Annotated in this window: 14 protein-coding genes; 4 read left to right on the forward strand and 10 right to left on the reverse strand. The window is 67.3% G+C overall.

Going from position 1 to position 15,176, the window contains the following annotated elements; translation table 11 throughout:
• Nucleotides 1–42 precede the first annotated feature (42 nt).
• Nucleotides 43–240 carry a hypothetical protein gene (locus QP803_RS24205; protein WP_434082930.1) on the forward strand — a complete coding sequence of 66 codons (198 nt, stop codon included), beginning with the start codon at nucleotides 43–45 and terminating at the stop codon, nucleotides 238–240.
• An 88-nt stretch (nucleotides 241–328) separates the two neighbouring features.
• On the opposite strand, the gene QP803_RS19930 is transcribed toward QP803_RS24205, so the two are convergent.
• The 7 genes from QP803_RS19930 to QP803_RS19960 form a co-directional block, all read right to left on the reverse strand.
• On the reverse strand, nucleotides 329–604 hold the full coding sequence (locus tag QP803_RS19930; protein ID WP_284945212.1) for an acylphosphatase: 276 nt from the start codon (nucleotides 602–604) through the stop codon (nucleotides 329–331).
• The gene (locus tag QP803_RS19935) at nucleotides 601–1,317 is read right to left on the reverse strand and encodes an ATP12 family protein (RefSeq protein WP_284945213.1); all 717 of its coding nucleotides are present in this window, start codon (nucleotides 1,315–1,317) and stop codon (nucleotides 601–603) included. Before QP803_RS19935 ends, QP803_RS19930 begins: the two co-directional genes overlap by 4 nt.
• Nucleotides 1,314–3,905 carry an AsmA family protein gene (locus tag QP803_RS19940; protein WP_284945214.1) on the reverse strand — a complete coding sequence of 864 codons (2,592 nt, stop codon included), beginning with the start codon at nucleotides 3,903–3,905 and terminating at the stop codon, nucleotides 1,314–1,316. The genes QP803_RS19935 and QP803_RS19940 overlap by 4 nt, the downstream gene beginning before the upstream one ends.
• A 25-nt stretch (nucleotides 3,906–3,930) precedes the next feature.
• On the reverse strand, nucleotides 3,931–4,731 hold the full coding sequence (gene mazG, locus QP803_RS19945) for a nucleoside triphosphate pyrophosphohydrolase (RefSeq protein ID WP_284945215.1): 801 nt from the start codon (nucleotides 4,729–4,731) through the stop codon (nucleotides 3,931–3,933).
• Nucleotides 4,728–5,489 carry an NAD kinase gene (locus QP803_RS19950; RefSeq protein ID WP_284947975.1) on the reverse strand — a complete coding sequence of 254 codons (762 nt, stop codon included), beginning with the start codon at nucleotides 5,487–5,489 and terminating at the stop codon, nucleotides 4,728–4,730. The genes mazG and QP803_RS19950 overlap by 4 nt, the downstream gene beginning before the upstream one ends.
• Before the next feature lie 68 nt (nucleotides 5,490–5,557).
• The gene (locus QP803_RS19955; RefSeq protein WP_284945216.1) at nucleotides 5,558–6,394 is read right to left on the reverse strand and encodes a carbon-nitrogen hydrolase family protein; all 837 of its coding nucleotides are present in this window, start codon (nucleotides 6,392–6,394) and stop codon (nucleotides 5,558–5,560) included.
• 36 nt (nucleotides 6,395–6,430) lie between these two features.
• On the reverse strand, nucleotides 6,431–6,853 hold the full coding sequence (locus QP803_RS19960) for a hypothetical protein (protein ID WP_284945217.1): 423 nt from the start codon (nucleotides 6,851–6,853) through the stop codon (nucleotides 6,431–6,433).
• A gap of 108 nt (nucleotides 6,854–6,961) precedes the next feature.
• Here QP803_RS19960 and QP803_RS19965 point away from each other — a divergent pair, with 108 nt between their 5' ends.
• Genes QP803_RS19965 through QP803_RS19975 form a run of 3 tightly spaced genes read left to right on the forward strand, consistent with a single transcriptional unit; the run spans nucleotide 6,962 to nucleotide 10,741 of the window.
• Nucleotides 6,962–8,104 carry an aminotransferase class V-fold PLP-dependent enzyme gene (locus tag QP803_RS19965; protein WP_284945218.1) on the forward strand — a complete coding sequence of 381 codons (1,143 nt, stop codon included), beginning with the start codon at nucleotides 6,962–6,964 and terminating at the stop codon, nucleotides 8,102–8,104.
• A 2-nt stretch (nucleotides 8,105–8,106) separates the two neighbouring features.
• Nucleotides 8,107–9,777 (forward strand): formate--tetrahydrofolate ligase, encoded by a 1,671-nt coding sequence (locus QP803_RS19970; RefSeq protein ID WP_284947976.1) that lies wholly within the window; start codon nucleotides 8,107–8,109, stop codon nucleotides 9,775–9,777.
• Between the two features lie 22 nt (nucleotides 9,778–9,799).
• Entirely contained in the window at nucleotides 9,800–10,741 is a 942-nt protein-coding gene (locus tag QP803_RS19975; protein ID WP_284945219.1) for a Gfo/Idh/MocA family protein, read from the forward strand.
• A 155-nt stretch (nucleotides 10,742–10,896) separates the two neighbouring features.
• Here the strand turns inward: QP803_RS19975 and holA are convergent, their stop codons facing one another.
• The 3 genes from holA to leuS are packed head-to-tail and all read right to left on the reverse strand — an operon-like array spanning nucleotide 10,897 to nucleotide 15,137.
• The gene (gene holA / locus QP803_RS19980) at nucleotides 10,897–11,916 is read right to left on the reverse strand and encodes a DNA polymerase III subunit delta (protein ID WP_284945220.1); all 1,020 of its coding nucleotides are present in this window, start codon (nucleotides 11,914–11,916) and stop codon (nucleotides 10,897–10,899) included.
• Between the two features lie 9 nt (nucleotides 11,917–11,925).
• Nucleotides 11,926–12,501 (reverse strand): LPS assembly lipoprotein LptE, encoded by a 576-nt coding sequence (lptE, locus tag QP803_RS19985; protein ID WP_284945221.1) that lies wholly within the window; start codon nucleotides 12,499–12,501, stop codon nucleotides 11,926–11,928.
• 5 nt (nucleotides 12,502–12,506) lie between these two features.
• Nucleotides 12,507–15,137, reverse strand: a complete 2,631-nt coding sequence (leuS, locus tag QP803_RS19990; RefSeq protein WP_284945222.1) for a leucine--tRNA ligase — start codon at nucleotides 15,135–15,137, stop codon at nucleotides 12,507–12,509.
• Nucleotides 15,138–15,176 lie beyond the last annotated feature (39 nt).

The following is a 15,176-nucleotide window of genomic DNA, read 5'->3' on the forward strand; positions in this document are numbered from 1 at the left end:
GGCGAAGGATACTTTCAGCATGCGGAGCATTACTTCCGCATCGTGAGTGTTATCAACCAAGCCGCAGCGCAGAACCAGCAGCAGCAGCCCGGCTACCAGAACGGCCAGCCGCGCCGCAACGGTGAAGAGTCAACCGGCGAAGACGGTGAGATGCAGTCGCAGGAGTCCAATGAGGACAATCGCGGCAATTACGCCGAGGCGCGGGAAATTCCGATCGGCGCCTCCGCCCCCGAGGCGTAAGGCTGGATAGGTAGGCTTGGCCGTCGGCCAAGATTGTCGTCATGCTCTGCCTTCGCAGAGCATGACGGTGTAGATGGGGCGGTTCGCCCTACTCCCCCAACCGCAACCGAAACCCCGGTTCCTCCGGCGGTTCGGCTTTTTCTTCGACAATGCTCTCCACCTGAGCAAAGCGCGGGCCACGTCTACACGCCCGCGCCAATTCCTCCACGGCATCGGCGGTGCCGCTGATCAGAGCCTCCACTGTGCCATTGGCGCGATTGCGCACCCAGCCATCGACGCCCATGGCGGTCGCCTCGGTCACCATCCAGTCGCGAAACCCAACGCCCTGAACGCGGCCGGAGATGATGAGATGCTTGGCGCTCATGCCGCACCCCGTGTCAGCCTGACATAAGTCGCGGCGGCACTGACGTCATCGCCCGCGCGCGCCCGATGCGCCGCCGCATCCTCATCCCGGCCCCAACGCTCCTCCTGATAGAGCTCGTCAATGACAGACAGCCCATAGGCCTCCGTCGCGTTCATCTCGCCTTCGATGATGGCTAAGCCCAGGACCAAGCTGCCCAGCACCGGCACCATCACGCCCAACGCCGCCAGGGCATGGGCATCCTGCGCCGCCACGGCGGCGGCGAGGGCGGCCAAAGCCTGCGGACTCTGATCGATGAAGCCAATGCCGCGCGTGACCAGAAGGGCCGCGCCGTAGCGCTTCTCCGCCCAGTCGAGCCAAGGCTGCCAGGCGGCATCCTGCTGGGCGAGCAGCGCGGGCGTCGCCTCCGCCCGGTAGCAAAGCAGATCGGCACGCGCATAGGCCGCGATCGCCGCCGCCGTCTCAGCCGGGGCGGGTGCGATGCGCAGGGTCGCCGTCGCCGCAAGCTGAGTCATGGGTAGCAGCCCCGGCGTCACGGTCGCCCCCTTGGCACCGCCGCCCGCCTGATCCCATTCGTCCACAATCGCCTCCGCGAGGGGCCGATGCGCCAGCGCCAGGCTCTCGCCACCCGGAAGCCGCATCGGCTTGCCGTCGAGCAGGACCGAGAAGCGGCCCTCGGCCTCGGCCAGTGCGGCGCGGTCCCAAAAGCGCTTCATTGCCCGTTGATCAGTTGCTGCAACAGGTTGATCGGCTTCTGCAAGACGCCGCCGGGGCCGCCATCCTCGGGCGCCGGGCCAGGCTGACCGTTGCGCGCCAAAGCCAGCGCCGGGCCACAGGCGTTGGACGCGGGCGTGGCCTTGCGCTTATTGCCGAGCAGAGATTGCAGGAAGCCGTTCAGCCCATTGGTATGAGATTGGTCGTCGATCGTGACGCTGCCCGAGCTGGCCAGATGCGGCGCCGCGAAGGTGCCGTTCACGGTGACGGGCACGCTGACATCCGTCTGGCCCAGCCGCAGCTCCGGCTTCAGGGCAAGAGCCAGACCCTCGGTGCCGAAGTTCACAACGCCCGTGCCTTGCATCAGCAGGTTGCTGGTATCGAGCACCAGCGCACCCACGGTCGCGAGGCCGTTGATGGCATCCAGGCGCAGGGCGAAGCAGCGCACGGCCACATTGCCCGCCGCCGTCAGCAGCTCCGGCGGCAGCACGCGCGCGGCCCGCAAGGCGGGACCCGCGAGACCCGCGAGCGCGCGACCATCGACCACGCCATTGACGGTCGAAATGCCGATCGGCCCGCTGAGCGTCGCGGCCATCGCGCGGGTGGTGCCACCCGTGGCGGTGAGATTGGCGAAGCCGGAGGCGAGGCCGCTCGCCGCCTGGGGCCCACCGAGTGCGGCCAGAAGTGGGGCGATCGCGATGGCCTGAGCCTGACCGGACAGCGCGAGGCGCGGCACCGGGCCATGCGCATCCAGCGTTCCGGCGAGCGCCACCGCGCCACCGGGGATGACGACGGAGGAGGGCGCGAGAGACAGCACGCCATCGGCTAGGGTCGCTTGCGCGACCAAAGCCCGATACTCGGCGCCGCCGTAGCGAAGGCTGGCGAAGGCGACGCCGATCGTGCCGTCCATGGCACGCAGACCGGCCACGGGCAAAGGCAGATCCGGGATCAGCCGCGCTTGCGTCTTCACGGGTAGTGGCGCGGGGGTCGCTGGCGCAGCAGCCACGGTGGCCGGCGCAGCGGTTGGTGCACTGATGCCACGCAAGGCATCGACGTCCAGGCGAGTCGATCGCAGCGCCGCCACCACCTTCGTGCGCGCGCCATAGGTCATGCCGAACTGGCCCTCCAGATCGCCTTCCGGCGCCGTCAGGTTCAGTGCCGTGAGACTAAAACCCTGGCCGAAGCCCTGGGCCGCGTCGTTCAGCTTCGCGGTGCCGGCGAGCGTCGTGAAACGCGGCAGTGGCGTTCCGGCGAGCGGGGACAGCACGCTGAGATCGGCGATCTGCGTGGCGACGGTCAGGTCCGCACCGCGCAACGTCCGGGGTGCGGCGATGGTGCCGGTCAGATGCAGGTTGGACTGTGCCGCGCTTAGCATGAGATCGACGGGGTATCCCGGCGCTGGGATCGCCGGCGCCAGAAGACCGCCCAAGGGCCCGATGCTGCCGGACAGGGTGAAGGCGAGGCCACCGCGCTCACCCAGAATATCGATCGTCACCGGCTGATCCAGCGCGGGCGTGATCATCGACAGGCTGTCGAGCTTCAGCCCGTGTGCCAGGCTATCGAGATCCGAGGCCTGGGCCTGCACGGTCAGGTTGGTGATGCGGGGCAGCGGCTGGCCGGTATCCGCTACATTGGCTGCCACCATCAGCCCATGGATGGGCGGCAGCGGCGCTGTGCCGGCGGGCAGCAAGGGGTTCAGTGCCTCCAGCACCGGCGCGCTGCCGTGTAGGGCGATGGCATAGCCATGCCCATGCAGCGGATCGGTGATCGAGCCTTCCGCCAGCACCGAGGCACCGGCTGCGGCGAGTGTCAGGTGCAGCGGCCAGGCGCTACGGTCATCGGGATTCGTCAAATGCGCAAAGGGTCCGGTGGTGCCGGACAGCGTCACCGCCGTGCCTTGCCAGGTCGCATCGGCGGCCACCGTCATCGGCAGCGTATCCGGCGCGGCGGTCCCGGCAGACTGCGCCGCGAGCGTCGCATGGGCGAGGTCAAGCGCGGCGGTCTTGCCGCTGCGGTCGTCCTTCCAGGTGAGATGACCGTTGGTGATCTCCAAAGCGTCGATCGTCACGCGCCACGGGGCGCCGGTTTGATCCGTGCCGACCTGGAGGTTGCTCGATGGCGCGGCGCCGGACTGTGTGGAGTCTTGACGCTGGAACAGCCAGTTCGGCCGACCGTCGGCGGTGCGTTCCAGCAGAATGGACGGGCCACGAAGAACCAGATTTTGGATCTCGATCCGATGTTGCAGGAAGGGCAGCAGCGCCACCCGCGTTTCGATCTCATCGATCCGCGCCATGTCGGGCGCCGAGGCGCCGGGGATATTCGCGAGCCTTACATCCCGCGCCGTGACCGTGGGGATCCAGGACAGCTTGACCGCCAGCGGGCCGGCAAAGGTCACGTCCCGCCCGGTCGCCTGCTTCACCACCGCAGCGATGCGGTCCTTATAGGCGTTGGGGTCGAAGGTCAGGAACGCCGCCACCGCCGCCGCGATCGGCACGACGATGATCAGCAGGATGACGATGAGGATTAAACGCCGCACTCTGTGGCGACGACGACGGACAGGGACAACGAGTGGCTCGGGCGTATCGTTCATGCGCCCTCTTTACCATGCCGCCGCTTTAGGGGGAGGGCTCCGCCGCCTTCACCACGCGCCAGCGGTCTTCCATCTCGTCGAGACTGGCCTCCGACGGCGCCCGACCTTCGGCCGCCAAAAGCGCTTCCATGCCCTGAAAGCGCCGGGTGAACTTGGCGTTGGCGGCGCGCAGTGTGGCCTCGCTATCCAGACCCAGCTTGCGGCACAGATTGGCCATCACGAACATGAGATCGCCCATCTCATCCGCCAAACGGTCAGAGTTGCCGGCGGGCAACTCGGCCCGCAATTCGGCAACCTCTTCCTCCAGCTTGGCGAAGACACCGTCGAGGCTGGGCCAATCGAACCCCACCCGCGCCGCGCGGGCGGAGAGTTTTTGCGCACGCGTCAGCGCCGGCAGCGTCACCGCCACACCGTCCAAAGCACTACTCGCCTCGGGCGCTTTGGCGGCGCGCTCGGCCGCCTTTTGGGCTTCCCAAGCGACATTTTGCGCCGCTTCGTCGCGCGGCGCGCTAGCGCCAAAGACATGCGGATGGCGGCGTTCCATCTTCGTGGAAATGGCAGTCGCCACATCCGCGAAGTCGAACATGCCGGCCTCCTCGGCCATGCGGGCATGGAACACGACCTGGAACAGCAGGTCACCTAACTCGTCGCGCAGTTCAGCGGCGTCACCGCCCTCGATCGCCTGCGCGACCTCGTAGGCTTCCTCGATCGTATAGGGCGCGATGGTGCGGAAGGTCTGGGCGCGATCCCAGGGGCACCCTCGCGCCGGGTCGCGCAGCCGCGCCATCACATCGAGCAGCGAGCGAAGCGACTCTTCCGCCGTCATGCGGCAAATTGTTCGGCCAGGATGCGCTCGGACAGCCCGTGGTCGGGGTCGAACAGCACCGTCACCGCGATGCTACGCTCCTCACTGACGGCCACCGAGACGACGCGCCGGACTTCGAAGGAATCCGCCACGGCGGCGACCGGGCGCTTCTCGCCTTCCAAGACCTCGAACAACACATCGGCCGAGCTTGGTAGCAAGGCGCCGCGCCAACGCCGAGGGCGAAAGGCGCTGATCGGCGTCAGTGGCAGAAGATTGGCCGATAGCGGCACGATCGGCCCATGCGCGGACAGGTTATAGGCGGTGGAGCCTGCGGGCGTGGAAATCAGGATGCCGTCGCACATCAATTCCGGCAGCCGCACCCGGCCATCCACCGAGACGCGGATTTTGGCGGTTTGGCGAAGCTGGCGCAGCAGGCTGACCTCGTTCAGGGCCAAAGCCTCCTCGACCGAGCCGGTCTGGGTCACCGCATGCATGCGCAGGGGATGCAGCACCGCGCCCTGGGAGGCTGCGAGGCGCTCGACCAGGCCTTCCTCCTCGAAACCGTTCATGAGGAAACCGACCGAGCCGCAGTTCATGCCATAGACCGGCGTCGGTCGGCCGAGCACGCTGTGCATCGTCTCCAGCATGAAACCGTCCCCGCCAAGCGCGACCACCACCTGGGCTTCCGCCAGCGGCACATTGCCGTAACGCGCCGTCAACCGCGCCATGCCCTGCTGTGCGGTGGGGGAGGAGGAGGCGACGATGGCGATCTTCGTCAGCACCGTGCCGCCAAGCACGTAGTCGAGGGCGAGCGGCGGCCCTGTGCGCGCGAGGGACTGGGTGACGCTCACGCCAGAACCCGGTGCGCGAGGACCGGCATGTCCCGCCGCACACGTTCGGTGAGGGATCGGTCGATCCGCGCCGTCGCCCAGCCGGTGCCGTCCGAGGCGCGGGCAATGACGAGGCCCCAAGGGTCGCAGATCATGGAGTGACCATAGGTCATCCGCGTTTCGCGATTGCCATCGACGTGGCGGCCGAAGCAGGCGGGGGCGGCCAGCCAACACTGCGTCTCGATCGCGCGGGCGCGCAACAGAACTTCCCAATGGTCCTTTCCCGTCTGCAGGGTGAAGGCGGCGGGCAGGAAGATGACCTCCGCCCCCGCTTGCCGCAGCTTGAGGAAAAGCTCGGGGAAGCGAATGTCGTAGCAGATGGCCAGCCCGAAGATGACGTCATGGGCTTCCCAGGTCACGACCTCGGTGCCGCTCCCGAAGACGGCGCTTTCCCGGTAGCCCTGGCCATCGGGCGTGACGATGTCGAAGAGGTGCATCTTGCGGTAGCGCGCGACTTCGCTGCCGTCCGGCCGGAACACGATGGTGGTGTTGAACAGCGTGTCGCCCACCCGCTCGGCGATCGACCCGCCATGGATATGGATGGCATTGGCCCGCGCCACTTCCCGCAGGAACTCATAGGCCGTTCCGCCGGTATCGTTGGAGCCGAGCGCCGGCAGTTCTTCCGCTTCCCGAAATTTCGTCTCCCGATCGCCGCCGAGGCAGGACCACATTTCCGGCAAGGCAACGATACGCGGTCGGCCATCCGCCAATGCGCCTTGGATCAGACCACGGGCCTGAGCGATGTTCTGCGCCTTATCGGCGCCCGGGCACATCTGGATGACGCTCATGCGCAAGATCGTGTCTCCTGGTCTATCGAAAGGGCGTCTGCGTCAAAGGCGCGGTTCGGCACGGGGTGGGCGCGGATCGTCCCGCGTGGCTCGTGACGACCGGGCCAGACGCTCGGTGCCACGGTCGTCGTAACTATAAGGGTCCGGTGCCGGAGGAACCGGTGGCCGGCTATAGGCCGCAGGCGCGACGCCCGCATTCGGGCGTGGCGGCAGCGGGTTGGTGTCATAGGCGTCTTCGTCAGGCCGATAATTGCCGCGAACGGGTTCGCCCAGGCGCAGCGACAAGGTGCGGATCTCGCCCTGGATCTCGTCCAGCCGCGCCTCAATGACGTCAAGCCGGCCTTTCACGCCGATGACGCTGAAGGGCATCAGCAGGAACAACAAGGCGTAGAGGATGGCCGGAACCAGAACCAGGATCGGCACCCACCAGGGCAGCCACGGAGGAAGCGTGAATGGCAGAGACATAGAGCCTCTCTATCAGCAAATCTGCGGCACTGCGATGGCGTGTATGGGGTGGATCTGCGCGCCCCGTCATGCCACTCCGGGGGCTGATCATCGGAGACACACCGCACCATGCTGCTGCTGATACCGGGTCCCGTGATGACGCATCCCACCGTGCGCGCCGCCGCCGATCAGGATATCGCGCCCTGGGACAATGAGGTGCGGCAGCGCGTCGCCCATCTGCTGGGCCGCCTGCGCACGCTCGCCGGTGGTGTGGAGGGCACGCATGTCGCCTTGCCGCTGCCGGGCTCAGGGCATTTCATGGTCGAGGCCGCCATTCGTAGCTTCGTTCTGCCCGAGCAGGATCAAGGTCATGGCGCCGGCGGCGGCATTCTGATCCCGGCGACGGGACAATATGCTGAGCGGATGATGCGCCTGGCCCGCGAGGCCGGGCGCCGAGTGACCAGCCTGGGCGCCTCACTCACGCAGCCGCTCGATCCGGCAGCGGTCGAGGCCGCGCTCATCGCCGATCCCACCATCACGCATCTGGGCCTGGTCTATAGCGAGACGAGCACCGGGGTCATTCATGACCCGGTTCCGATGGGCGCCATGCTACGCCGCCTCGGCCGCCGCATGATCCTGGACGCGGTCTCGGCCTTCGGCGCCCTGCCGATCGACGTGGCGGCGCATCCCGAGATCGACGCGACCATCTTCACGCCCAACAAGTGCCTAGAAGCCCTGCCCGGCTTCAGCGTCGCCGTCTGCCCCATCGATCGGCTGATCGCCTGTCATGGCCATGCCGGAAGCTGGTCCTTCGACCTCGGCGATCTGCACCACAACGGCATCGTCAACGGTCCCGGCGCGGCGCGCTTCACGCCGCCGGCCCAGGCGATGGCGGCCATGGCCGTTGCACTCGACCGGTTGGACGCCGAAGGCGGGCCGCCGGCGCGGCTGGCACGCTACCGCGACAATATGGCCACGCTGCGAAGCGGCCTGGAAAGCCTCGGCCTGCGGCTTTGCCTTCCCGCTGACATCCAGGGGCCGATCATCATGAACGTGCATGCACCGGCCCATGCGGATTGGGATCTGCAGCGTTTCGTCGATGCCCTCAAGCAGCGCGGCGTAATGATCAGCAACTTCCGCAACACCGTCGAGCCGAGCATGCGCATCGGTGCCATCGGCGCCATCGACCGCGCCGATATCCTCCGCGCGGTCGCCGCCATGGGAGAGACGCTGGATGCCCTCGGCCTCATGCCGCTCATGGCCGCAGCATGAGCATGGGCCACGACGAGGCCATCGCGCGGGCTTCCACTTTGCGGCCGATCGGGGAGATTGCCGCGCGCGCCGGCATCCCCGCCGAAGCGCTGGAACCCTATGGCCGCTTCAAGGCCAAGGTGTCGCTCGATTTCGTGGCGGAAACCGAGACCCGGCTCGAGGGCGCGTTGGTTCTCGTCACCGGCATCAGCCCGACACCCGCCGGGGAGGGCAAGACCACCACGACCATCGGCCTCGGCGACGCCCTGAACCTCGGCGGCACGCGCACGATGATCTGCCTGCGGGAGCCGAGCCTCGGTCCCTGCTTCGGCCTCAAGGGCGGCGCCACCGGCGGCGGCCGGGCGCAGGTCGCGCCGATGGACCAGATCAACCTGCATTTCACGGGCGATTTCCACGCCATCACCTCGGCCCATAACCTGCTGGCCGCGATGCTCGACAATCATTTGTTCTGGGACAATCCCCTGGGCATCGACCCGCGCCGCATCCGCTGGCGCCGCGCGCTGGACATGAACGACCGCGCCTTGCGGTCCATCGTCGATAGTCTGGGCGGCATTGCCAATGGCGCCCCGCGCGAAGATGGCTTCGACATCACGGTCGCTTCCGAGGTGATGGCGATCTTCTGCCTAGCCCGAAATCTGGATGATCTGGTCGAGCGACTGGGCCGCATCGTAGTGGCGGAGCGGCGGGACGGCAGCGCCGTCACAGCGCGAGACCTCAAAGCCGATGGCGCCATGGCCGCCCTGTTGCGGGACGCGCTGGCGCCGAACCTGGTGCAGACGCTGGAAGGTTCGCCCGCTCTGGTCCACGGCGGCCCCTTCGCCAATATCGCCCATGGCTGCAATTCCGTGATTGCCACCCGCCTGGGCCTACGGCTCGCCGATGTGGTGGTGACGGAAGCGGGCTTCGGGGCCGATCTCGGCGGCGAGAAGTTCCTCGACATCAAGTGCCGCCAGGCGGATTTGCGACCGGATTGCACGGTGATCGTGGCCACCATCCGCGCCCTGAAGATGCATGGTGGCGTTGCCAAGACCGACCTCGCCGCACCCGATGTCGCGGCGGTGGAACGCGGCAGCGCCAATCTGCTGCGGCATATTGAAAACCTCGGCAAGTTCGGCCTGCCGGTGGTGGTCGCCTTGAACCACTTCACGAGCGACACGGAGCAGGAGCGTGCCGCACTCTCCGCTCTGCTGACGCCGCTTGGCGTCACAGTCGTGCCTTGCACCCATTGGGCCGATGGCGCCGCCGGCGCATCTGCCTTGGCCGAGGTCGTGCGCGGCGTGATCGCCCAGAAGCAAGCGCGGTTCGCGCCGCTCTATCCCGACGCCATGCCGCTCGGGGAAAAGATCGCGACCGTGGCGCGCAAGATTTACCGCGCCGAGGGCATCGATCTGGCGCCCGCCGCTGCCAAGCGCCTGGCGGCGATCGAGGCCGCTGGCTTCGGCCATCTTCCGGTCTGCATCGCCAAGACCCAGTATAGCTTCAGCGCCGACCCGGCTTTGATGGGCGCGCCGACCGGCCATCGCCTGCCGGTGCGGGAAGTTCGACTTGCAGCCGGAGCCGGCTTCGTTGTCGCCCTCGCCGGCACCATCATGACGATGCCTGGCCTGCCCCGCGTGCCTGCGGCGGAAGGCATCGGGCTGGACGAGACCGGCCAGATCACCGGACTATTTTGAGATATCACCCTAGGAACGCGCCATGAAACCGCACCGCATCGCTATCGTCGGGCTCGGCAAGATCGCCATCGACCAGCATGTACCCTCGATCCTCGGCAATCCCTATTTCGAACTCGCCGCCATCGTCAGCGCGCGGGGCGCGACCGTGGGGGACGTGCCCAGCTTCCGCACCTTGGATGCCTTCTTGACCGAGATGCCGGATGTGGAGCTGGTGGCGGTCTGCACGCCCCCCGCCGGCCGGTTCGCGTTGGTGCGCGCCGCCTTGCAAGCGGGGCGGCATGTGCTGATCGAGAAGCCGCCCTCAGCGACGCTCGGGGAGATCACCGAACTCGCGGCCATCGCAGCGGCCGAGCGGCGCGTGCTGTTCGCGACCTGGCACTCCCGCTTCAACCCTGCGGTGGAGGAGGCGCGCAAGCGCCTGGTGGGCCAGAGGCTGCTGCGGCTTGAGGTCAATTGGCGGGAGGATGTACGGCGCTGGCACCCCGGCCAGGCCTGGATTTGGGAGGCCGGCGGCTTTGGCGTCTTCGACCCGGGCAGCAACGCCCTGTCCATCGTGACAGACATCGCGCCCGAGCCGCTCTTCGTGGCCTCCGCCAAGATGGAAGTGCCGTCCAATTGCCAAACGGCCATCGGCGCCGAACTCACCTTCTCCACGCCCGATCCGATCGAGGGCAGCCGCCTGGGCGCAGTCTTTGACTGGCGGTGGGAGGGTGAGCAGAGCTGGACCATCACCATCGAAACGACGGAGGGCACGCGCCTCACGCTGACCGAAGGCGGGACGAAGCTCTTCGTCGATGATGTGTTGCTGGTGGATGAGCCGTCTCGCGAATACCCCCGCATTTACGAGCGTTTCGTGACCTTGCTCGCCGAGGGCCGGTCAGACGTCGATACCCGGCCGCTTCAGCTTATCGCGGATGCCTTCCTGGTCGGCGAGCGGAAGCAGGTGGAAGCGTTCGAGGATTGAGGGTTGGCCACGCGTTTTCTCCATCGTCACCCCCGGGCTTGACCCGGGGGCCTACCCGCGTCGGCGCCCGAACGCCGTCATGGCGCCCAAACGGGTAGGTGCGCGGATCAAGTCCGCGCATGACGGTGAAGAGCGGATGGCGGTGATTAATTGCCTCACCCCCTTCCCCGCATCCGTGCCGCGCGGCGGGCGATGGCGATGATCGCGGCATGCGCAATCGCCTCGGCCGGAAGGCCGGTGCGCTTGCACTGCATCTCGGCCTCCCGCAGGGCCAGTTGGACGGCGGCAATGGCCGCTGGCCGCCAGATCTCCGCCGCCTCCATCATGGCGCGCTCGCGGCGAAAGAACACAGGCGGCCGGACAGCCTTGACCGCATCAGCCGCTGATAGCCCGCCGTCGCGCGCTGCGGCGATCCGGGCCAGCCGATCCATATGGCTGTGTGCCGCACGAATGAGCCCGACCGCCGTGCCGCCTTCGGACAGGGCAGCCGCCGTCGCGCGATCGGCCTCCGCCGTGGCGCCCCGCGTCGCCGCGAACAAGGCGTCTTCGACCGAGAGATCCGCCTGGTCGCCCGCAATGGCGCGTGCCGCCTCCATGTCGATCGCACCACCCTCGCCGGCATAGAGCGCCAGCTTCTCGACCTCGGCGCGTACCACACCGCGATCGGACCCGGCATGAGCGGTCAGCCAATCGAGCACATCGGCCGCCACCGTCACACGCTCGGCCTCGAATAACCCACGGATCGTCGCCTTCAGGGCGGCGCCTTCCTCGGCATAGCAGGCGACGGAAGCGGCCAGCGGGTCCTTCTCTGCCCAGGCGCGCAGCTTCGATCGCGCGGGCAGTTCGCCGGCTTCGAGAATGATGAGCGACCCATCACGGTCACGGCAGGCGACGGCGAGCGCCGCAGCCAGCGTGTCGCCGGCTTCACGCACCCGCACCACGCGTCGGCCGCCTGTAAAGGACAGGCTGGCGGCCTCGGCCGACAGCGTGCCGCCATCCGGCCGCGTCAGTTCGACAAAGCAAAAGGGATCGTCGAGCGAGCCGCCGAGAACGCCGCGTGCCATCGCTTCCGCCCGTTCGCGCACCAGCCCGGCATCGGGGCCGTAGAGCAACAGGGCGCGGATACGGCCAGGATCGCGCAGCAGGCCGGCGAAGTCCCGCCCGTCCGCTTTCATCGAGCGACCCTAGAGCTTGGCCTGCTCATGCGCATGGCCCGTGGCGGTGAAGTAATGCGCGAGCCGAGCCACGATCTGGTCGGCAATCGCCTCCGCCAATCGCTTGTGGACGGTGTCGGTTTCCAGCGTCAGGGCGAAGGGCTGGTTGTCGAATTGGTTCAGGCCATCGACCGCCTGGGCGGTGTTGGTGACCAGGATGTTCTGTGTGGAGAGGTCCTGGGTGCTGAGCGACCACTTCGCGACCGCCACGATCCGGGCATAGGTGGTGGTATTATCTCCGAGCAGACCGAGGCCGCTTTCGCTGATGCTGTAATTCATCGACAGCGTGTACCGGCTGAAAGTGCCCTGGTCGCCCGCGTCCAACCGGTTCTGCAAGGCCAGGCGCAGCAATTGCCCGTCCCGCTCCGGGATCAGCGAAACCTGCACCTGGCGCAGCTGCTGCTGGACCGTGAGTGCGGTGGCGTCCGCCGTGCCGAAGGCATTCGGCGCATAAAGCGGATGGATCGAACACCCGCCCAGCATCCCCGTCCCCAAGGCCGCCGAAGCAAAACGCAGAAAGCGCCGTCTATGCAGAAGGGGATTCATGCCGTTCAACCCGCCAGGACGAAATTGACGATACGATCGGGCACATGGACCCGCTTGACGATCCGCTTGCCCTCCAGAAGGCGGGCGACGTTCTGCTCGGCTTCGGCGGCGGCGATGACCTCGTCCGCCGGGCTGCCGGGCGGGAAGACCACCGTGCCGCGCAGCTTGCCCATCACCTGCACCGCAATCGTCACGCTCTCGGCCAAGACCAAGGCGGGATCGGCCTCGGGCCAAGTCATCTGTGCGACCAGCGGGCCGCCATCCGGCCGCAGCAGGCTGTTCATCGCCTCCGCCAGATGCGGCATCATGGGCGCGGAGAGGCGCGCCAGGGCATCCAGGGACTCGCCCCGCGCTGCGGCGAGGGCGCCATCCTCGGGTGCGGAGGCCGCGTCCTTCTCGGCATCGGTCATGGCGCCCGCCAGTTCATACAGCCGGGCGACCGCCACATTGAAGCTGAAGGCGTCCAAAGCGTCCGTGACTGCCGCGATGGCACGATGGGTGGCGCGGCGCAGCTTGCGGGCCGCCGGCGTTTCCTCCCCGGTCACGGCGGACGGCACCGAAACGGCGATGGCTTCCGCGAGGCGATACAGGCGCTGCGTAAAGCGATAGGCGCCAGCCACACCCGATTCCGTCCACTCCATGTCCCGCTCGGGCGGATTGTCGGACAGGATGAACCAACGCGCGGTATCCGCGCCGTAGCGATCGATGATGGCGCCGGGATCGACGGTGTTGCGCTTGGACTTCGACATCGCCTCAATCCGGCCGACCGTTACCGGCTCGTCCGTCCCGGCCACGATGGCGCTGCCATCAGCGCGGCGCTCGATCTCGGTGGGATAGAGCCAGCGGCCGTCATGCGCGCCCCGGTAGCTCTCATGCGTGACCATGCCCTGGGTAAACAGGCCGGCGAAGGGCTCCTCCACCCCGATCTGTCCGGTCTCCTTCATCGCGCGGGTGAAAAAGCGCGCATAGAGAAGGTGCAGGATCGCGTGTTCGATGCCGCCGATATATTGATCGACCGGCATCCAGTAATCGGTCGCGGCACGCGATACGGGCTCGGCCGCTTGCGGGGCGCAGAAGCGCGCGAAATACCAGGAACTATCCACGAAGGTGTCGCAGGTATCGGTCTCGCGCACCGCAGGCGTTCCGCAGCGCGGGCAATCGACATGCTTCCAGGTGGGGTGATGATCGAGCGGATTGCCCGGGATGTCGAAGGTCACGTCCTCGGGCAGCACGACCGGAAGCTGATCGACCGGCACCGGCACCGGGCCGCAGGCATCGCAGTGGATGATGGGGATCGGGCAGCCCCAATAGCGTTGGCGACTGACACCCCAGTCGCGCAGGCGCCAATTGGTTTCGCTCTCGCCCCAGCGCATGGCGGCCAGCCGGTCGATGGCGGCGCGCTTACCGGCATCGACATCCAAACCGTCGAGGAAATCGGAATTCATGAGGGTGCCGGGACCAGTATAGGCCTCGTCCGGCGGCAGCGCGCCCTGGGCCGGCCGCACCACCGGCAAGATCGGCAGGCCATAGGCCGTGGCAAAATCCCAGTCGCGCTGGTCATGCGCCGGGCAGCCGAAGATGGCGCCGGTGCCGTAATCCATCAGCACGAAATTGGCGATCCAGACGGGAACCGTCCGTGCGGGATCGAAGGGGTGGCGCACGGCAAGGCCCGTGGGGTAGCCGCGCTTCTCGGTGGTTTCGATCGCCTCGGCGGTGGTTCCAAGCCGGCGGCACTCGGCGATGAACGCGGCGGCCTTCGCGTCCGTCGCGGCCAGAGCGAGGGCCAGCGGATGTTCCGGTGCGAGCGCCAGGAAGGACATGCCGTACAGCGTGTCCGGCCGCGTCGTATAGACCTCAAGCGCGGTTACGCCGTTCTGCGGTTCGGTCAGGGGAAAGCGGATGCGGGCGCCTTCGCTGCGGCCGATCCAATTCGCCTGCATCAGGCGCACCCGCTCGGGCCAACGGTCCATCCCGTCCAGCGCCGCCAGAAGCTGCGGAGCAAAACGCGTAATGGCGAAGAACCACTGCGACAGCTTCTTCTTTTCAATCAGGGCGCCGGATCGCCAGCCGCGCCCATCGATCACCTGCTCATTGGCGAGCACCGTGCCATCGACGGGATCCCAATTGACCCAGCTCTCCTTGCGCTCGACCAGGCCAGCGGCCAGGAAATCGAGAAACAGGTGCTGCTGGTGGCCGTAATATTCCGGCTGGCAGGTGGCGAATTCGCGCGACCAGTCGATCGACAGGCCCATGCGCTTCAATTCGGCCCGCATGGCGGCGATATTATCCCAGGTCCAGCGCGCGGGATGAATCTCTCGCTCCCGCGCCGCATTTTCGGCCGGCAGACCGAAAGCGTCCCAGCCCATGGGGTGGAGCACGTTATAGCCCCGCGCGCGACGATAGCGCGCGACGACATCCCCAAGCGTGTAATTGCGGACATGGCCCATGTGGATCTTGCCACTGGGATAGGGAAACATTTCGAGGACGTAGTATTTCGGCCGGCCGTCGGTCGGCACATCCTCGACCGCGAAACACTCATCCGCATTCCACGCCTGCTGCCATTTCGGCTCGCTGGCGCGGAAATCATAGCGCGGAGCCTGCGGCTCCACAGGGATCGGGCTGGACGTATCGCTCATGGCGCGTATATCCGGCACTTACCGCGCCCCGGCAAGACG

The sequence above is a fragment of the Acidisoma sp. PAMC 29798 genome, assembly GCF_030252425.1.
GTDB classification, from domain to species: domain Bacteria; phylum Pseudomonadota; class Alphaproteobacteria; order Acetobacterales; family Acetobacteraceae; genus Acidisoma; species Acidisoma cladoniae.

Bases quoted from the DNA above. Each gene is read 5' to 3' on its own strand.
- QP803_RS19930 (WP_284945212.1), bottom strand. From the start codon at position 604: ATGAGCGCCAAGCATCTCATCATCTCCGGCCGCGTTCAGGGCGTTGGG.
- QP803_RS19935 (WP_284945213.1), bottom strand. From the start codon at position 1,317: ATGAAGCGCTTTTGGGACCGCGCCGCACTGGCCGAGGCCGAGGGCCGC.
- QP803_RS19940 (WP_284945214.1), bottom strand. From the start codon at position 3,905: ATGAACGATACGCCCGAGCCACTCGTTGTCCCTGTCCGTCGTCGTCGC.
- mazG (WP_284945215.1), bottom strand. From the start codon at position 4,731: ATGACGGCGGAAGAGTCGCTTCGCTCGCTGCTCGATGTGATGGCGCGG.
- QP803_RS19960 (WP_284945217.1), bottom strand. From the start codon at position 6,853: ATGTCTCTGCCATTCACGCTTCCTCCGTGGCTGCCCTGGTGGGTGCCG.
- QP803_RS19965 (WP_284945218.1), top strand. From the start codon at position 6,962: ATGCTGCTGCTGATACCGGGTCCCGTGATGACGCATCCCACCGTGCGC.
- QP803_RS19970 (WP_284947976.1), top strand. From the start codon at position 8,107: ATGGGCCACGACGAGGCCATCGCGCGGGCTTCCACTTTGCGGCCGATC.
- QP803_RS19975 (WP_284945219.1), top strand. From the start codon at position 9,800: ATGAAACCGCACCGCATCGCTATCGTCGGGCTCGGCAAGATCGCCATC.
- holA (WP_284945220.1), bottom strand. From the start codon at position 11,916: ATGAAAGCGGACGGGCGGGACTTCGCCGGCCTGCTGCGCGATCCTGGC.
- lptE (WP_284945221.1), bottom strand. From the start codon at position 12,501: ATGAATCCCCTTCTGCATAGACGGCGCTTTCTGCGTTTTGCTTCGGCG.
- leuS (WP_284945222.1), bottom strand. From the start codon at position 15,137: ATGAGCGATACGTCCAGCCCGATCCCTGTGGAGCCGCAGGCTCCGCGC.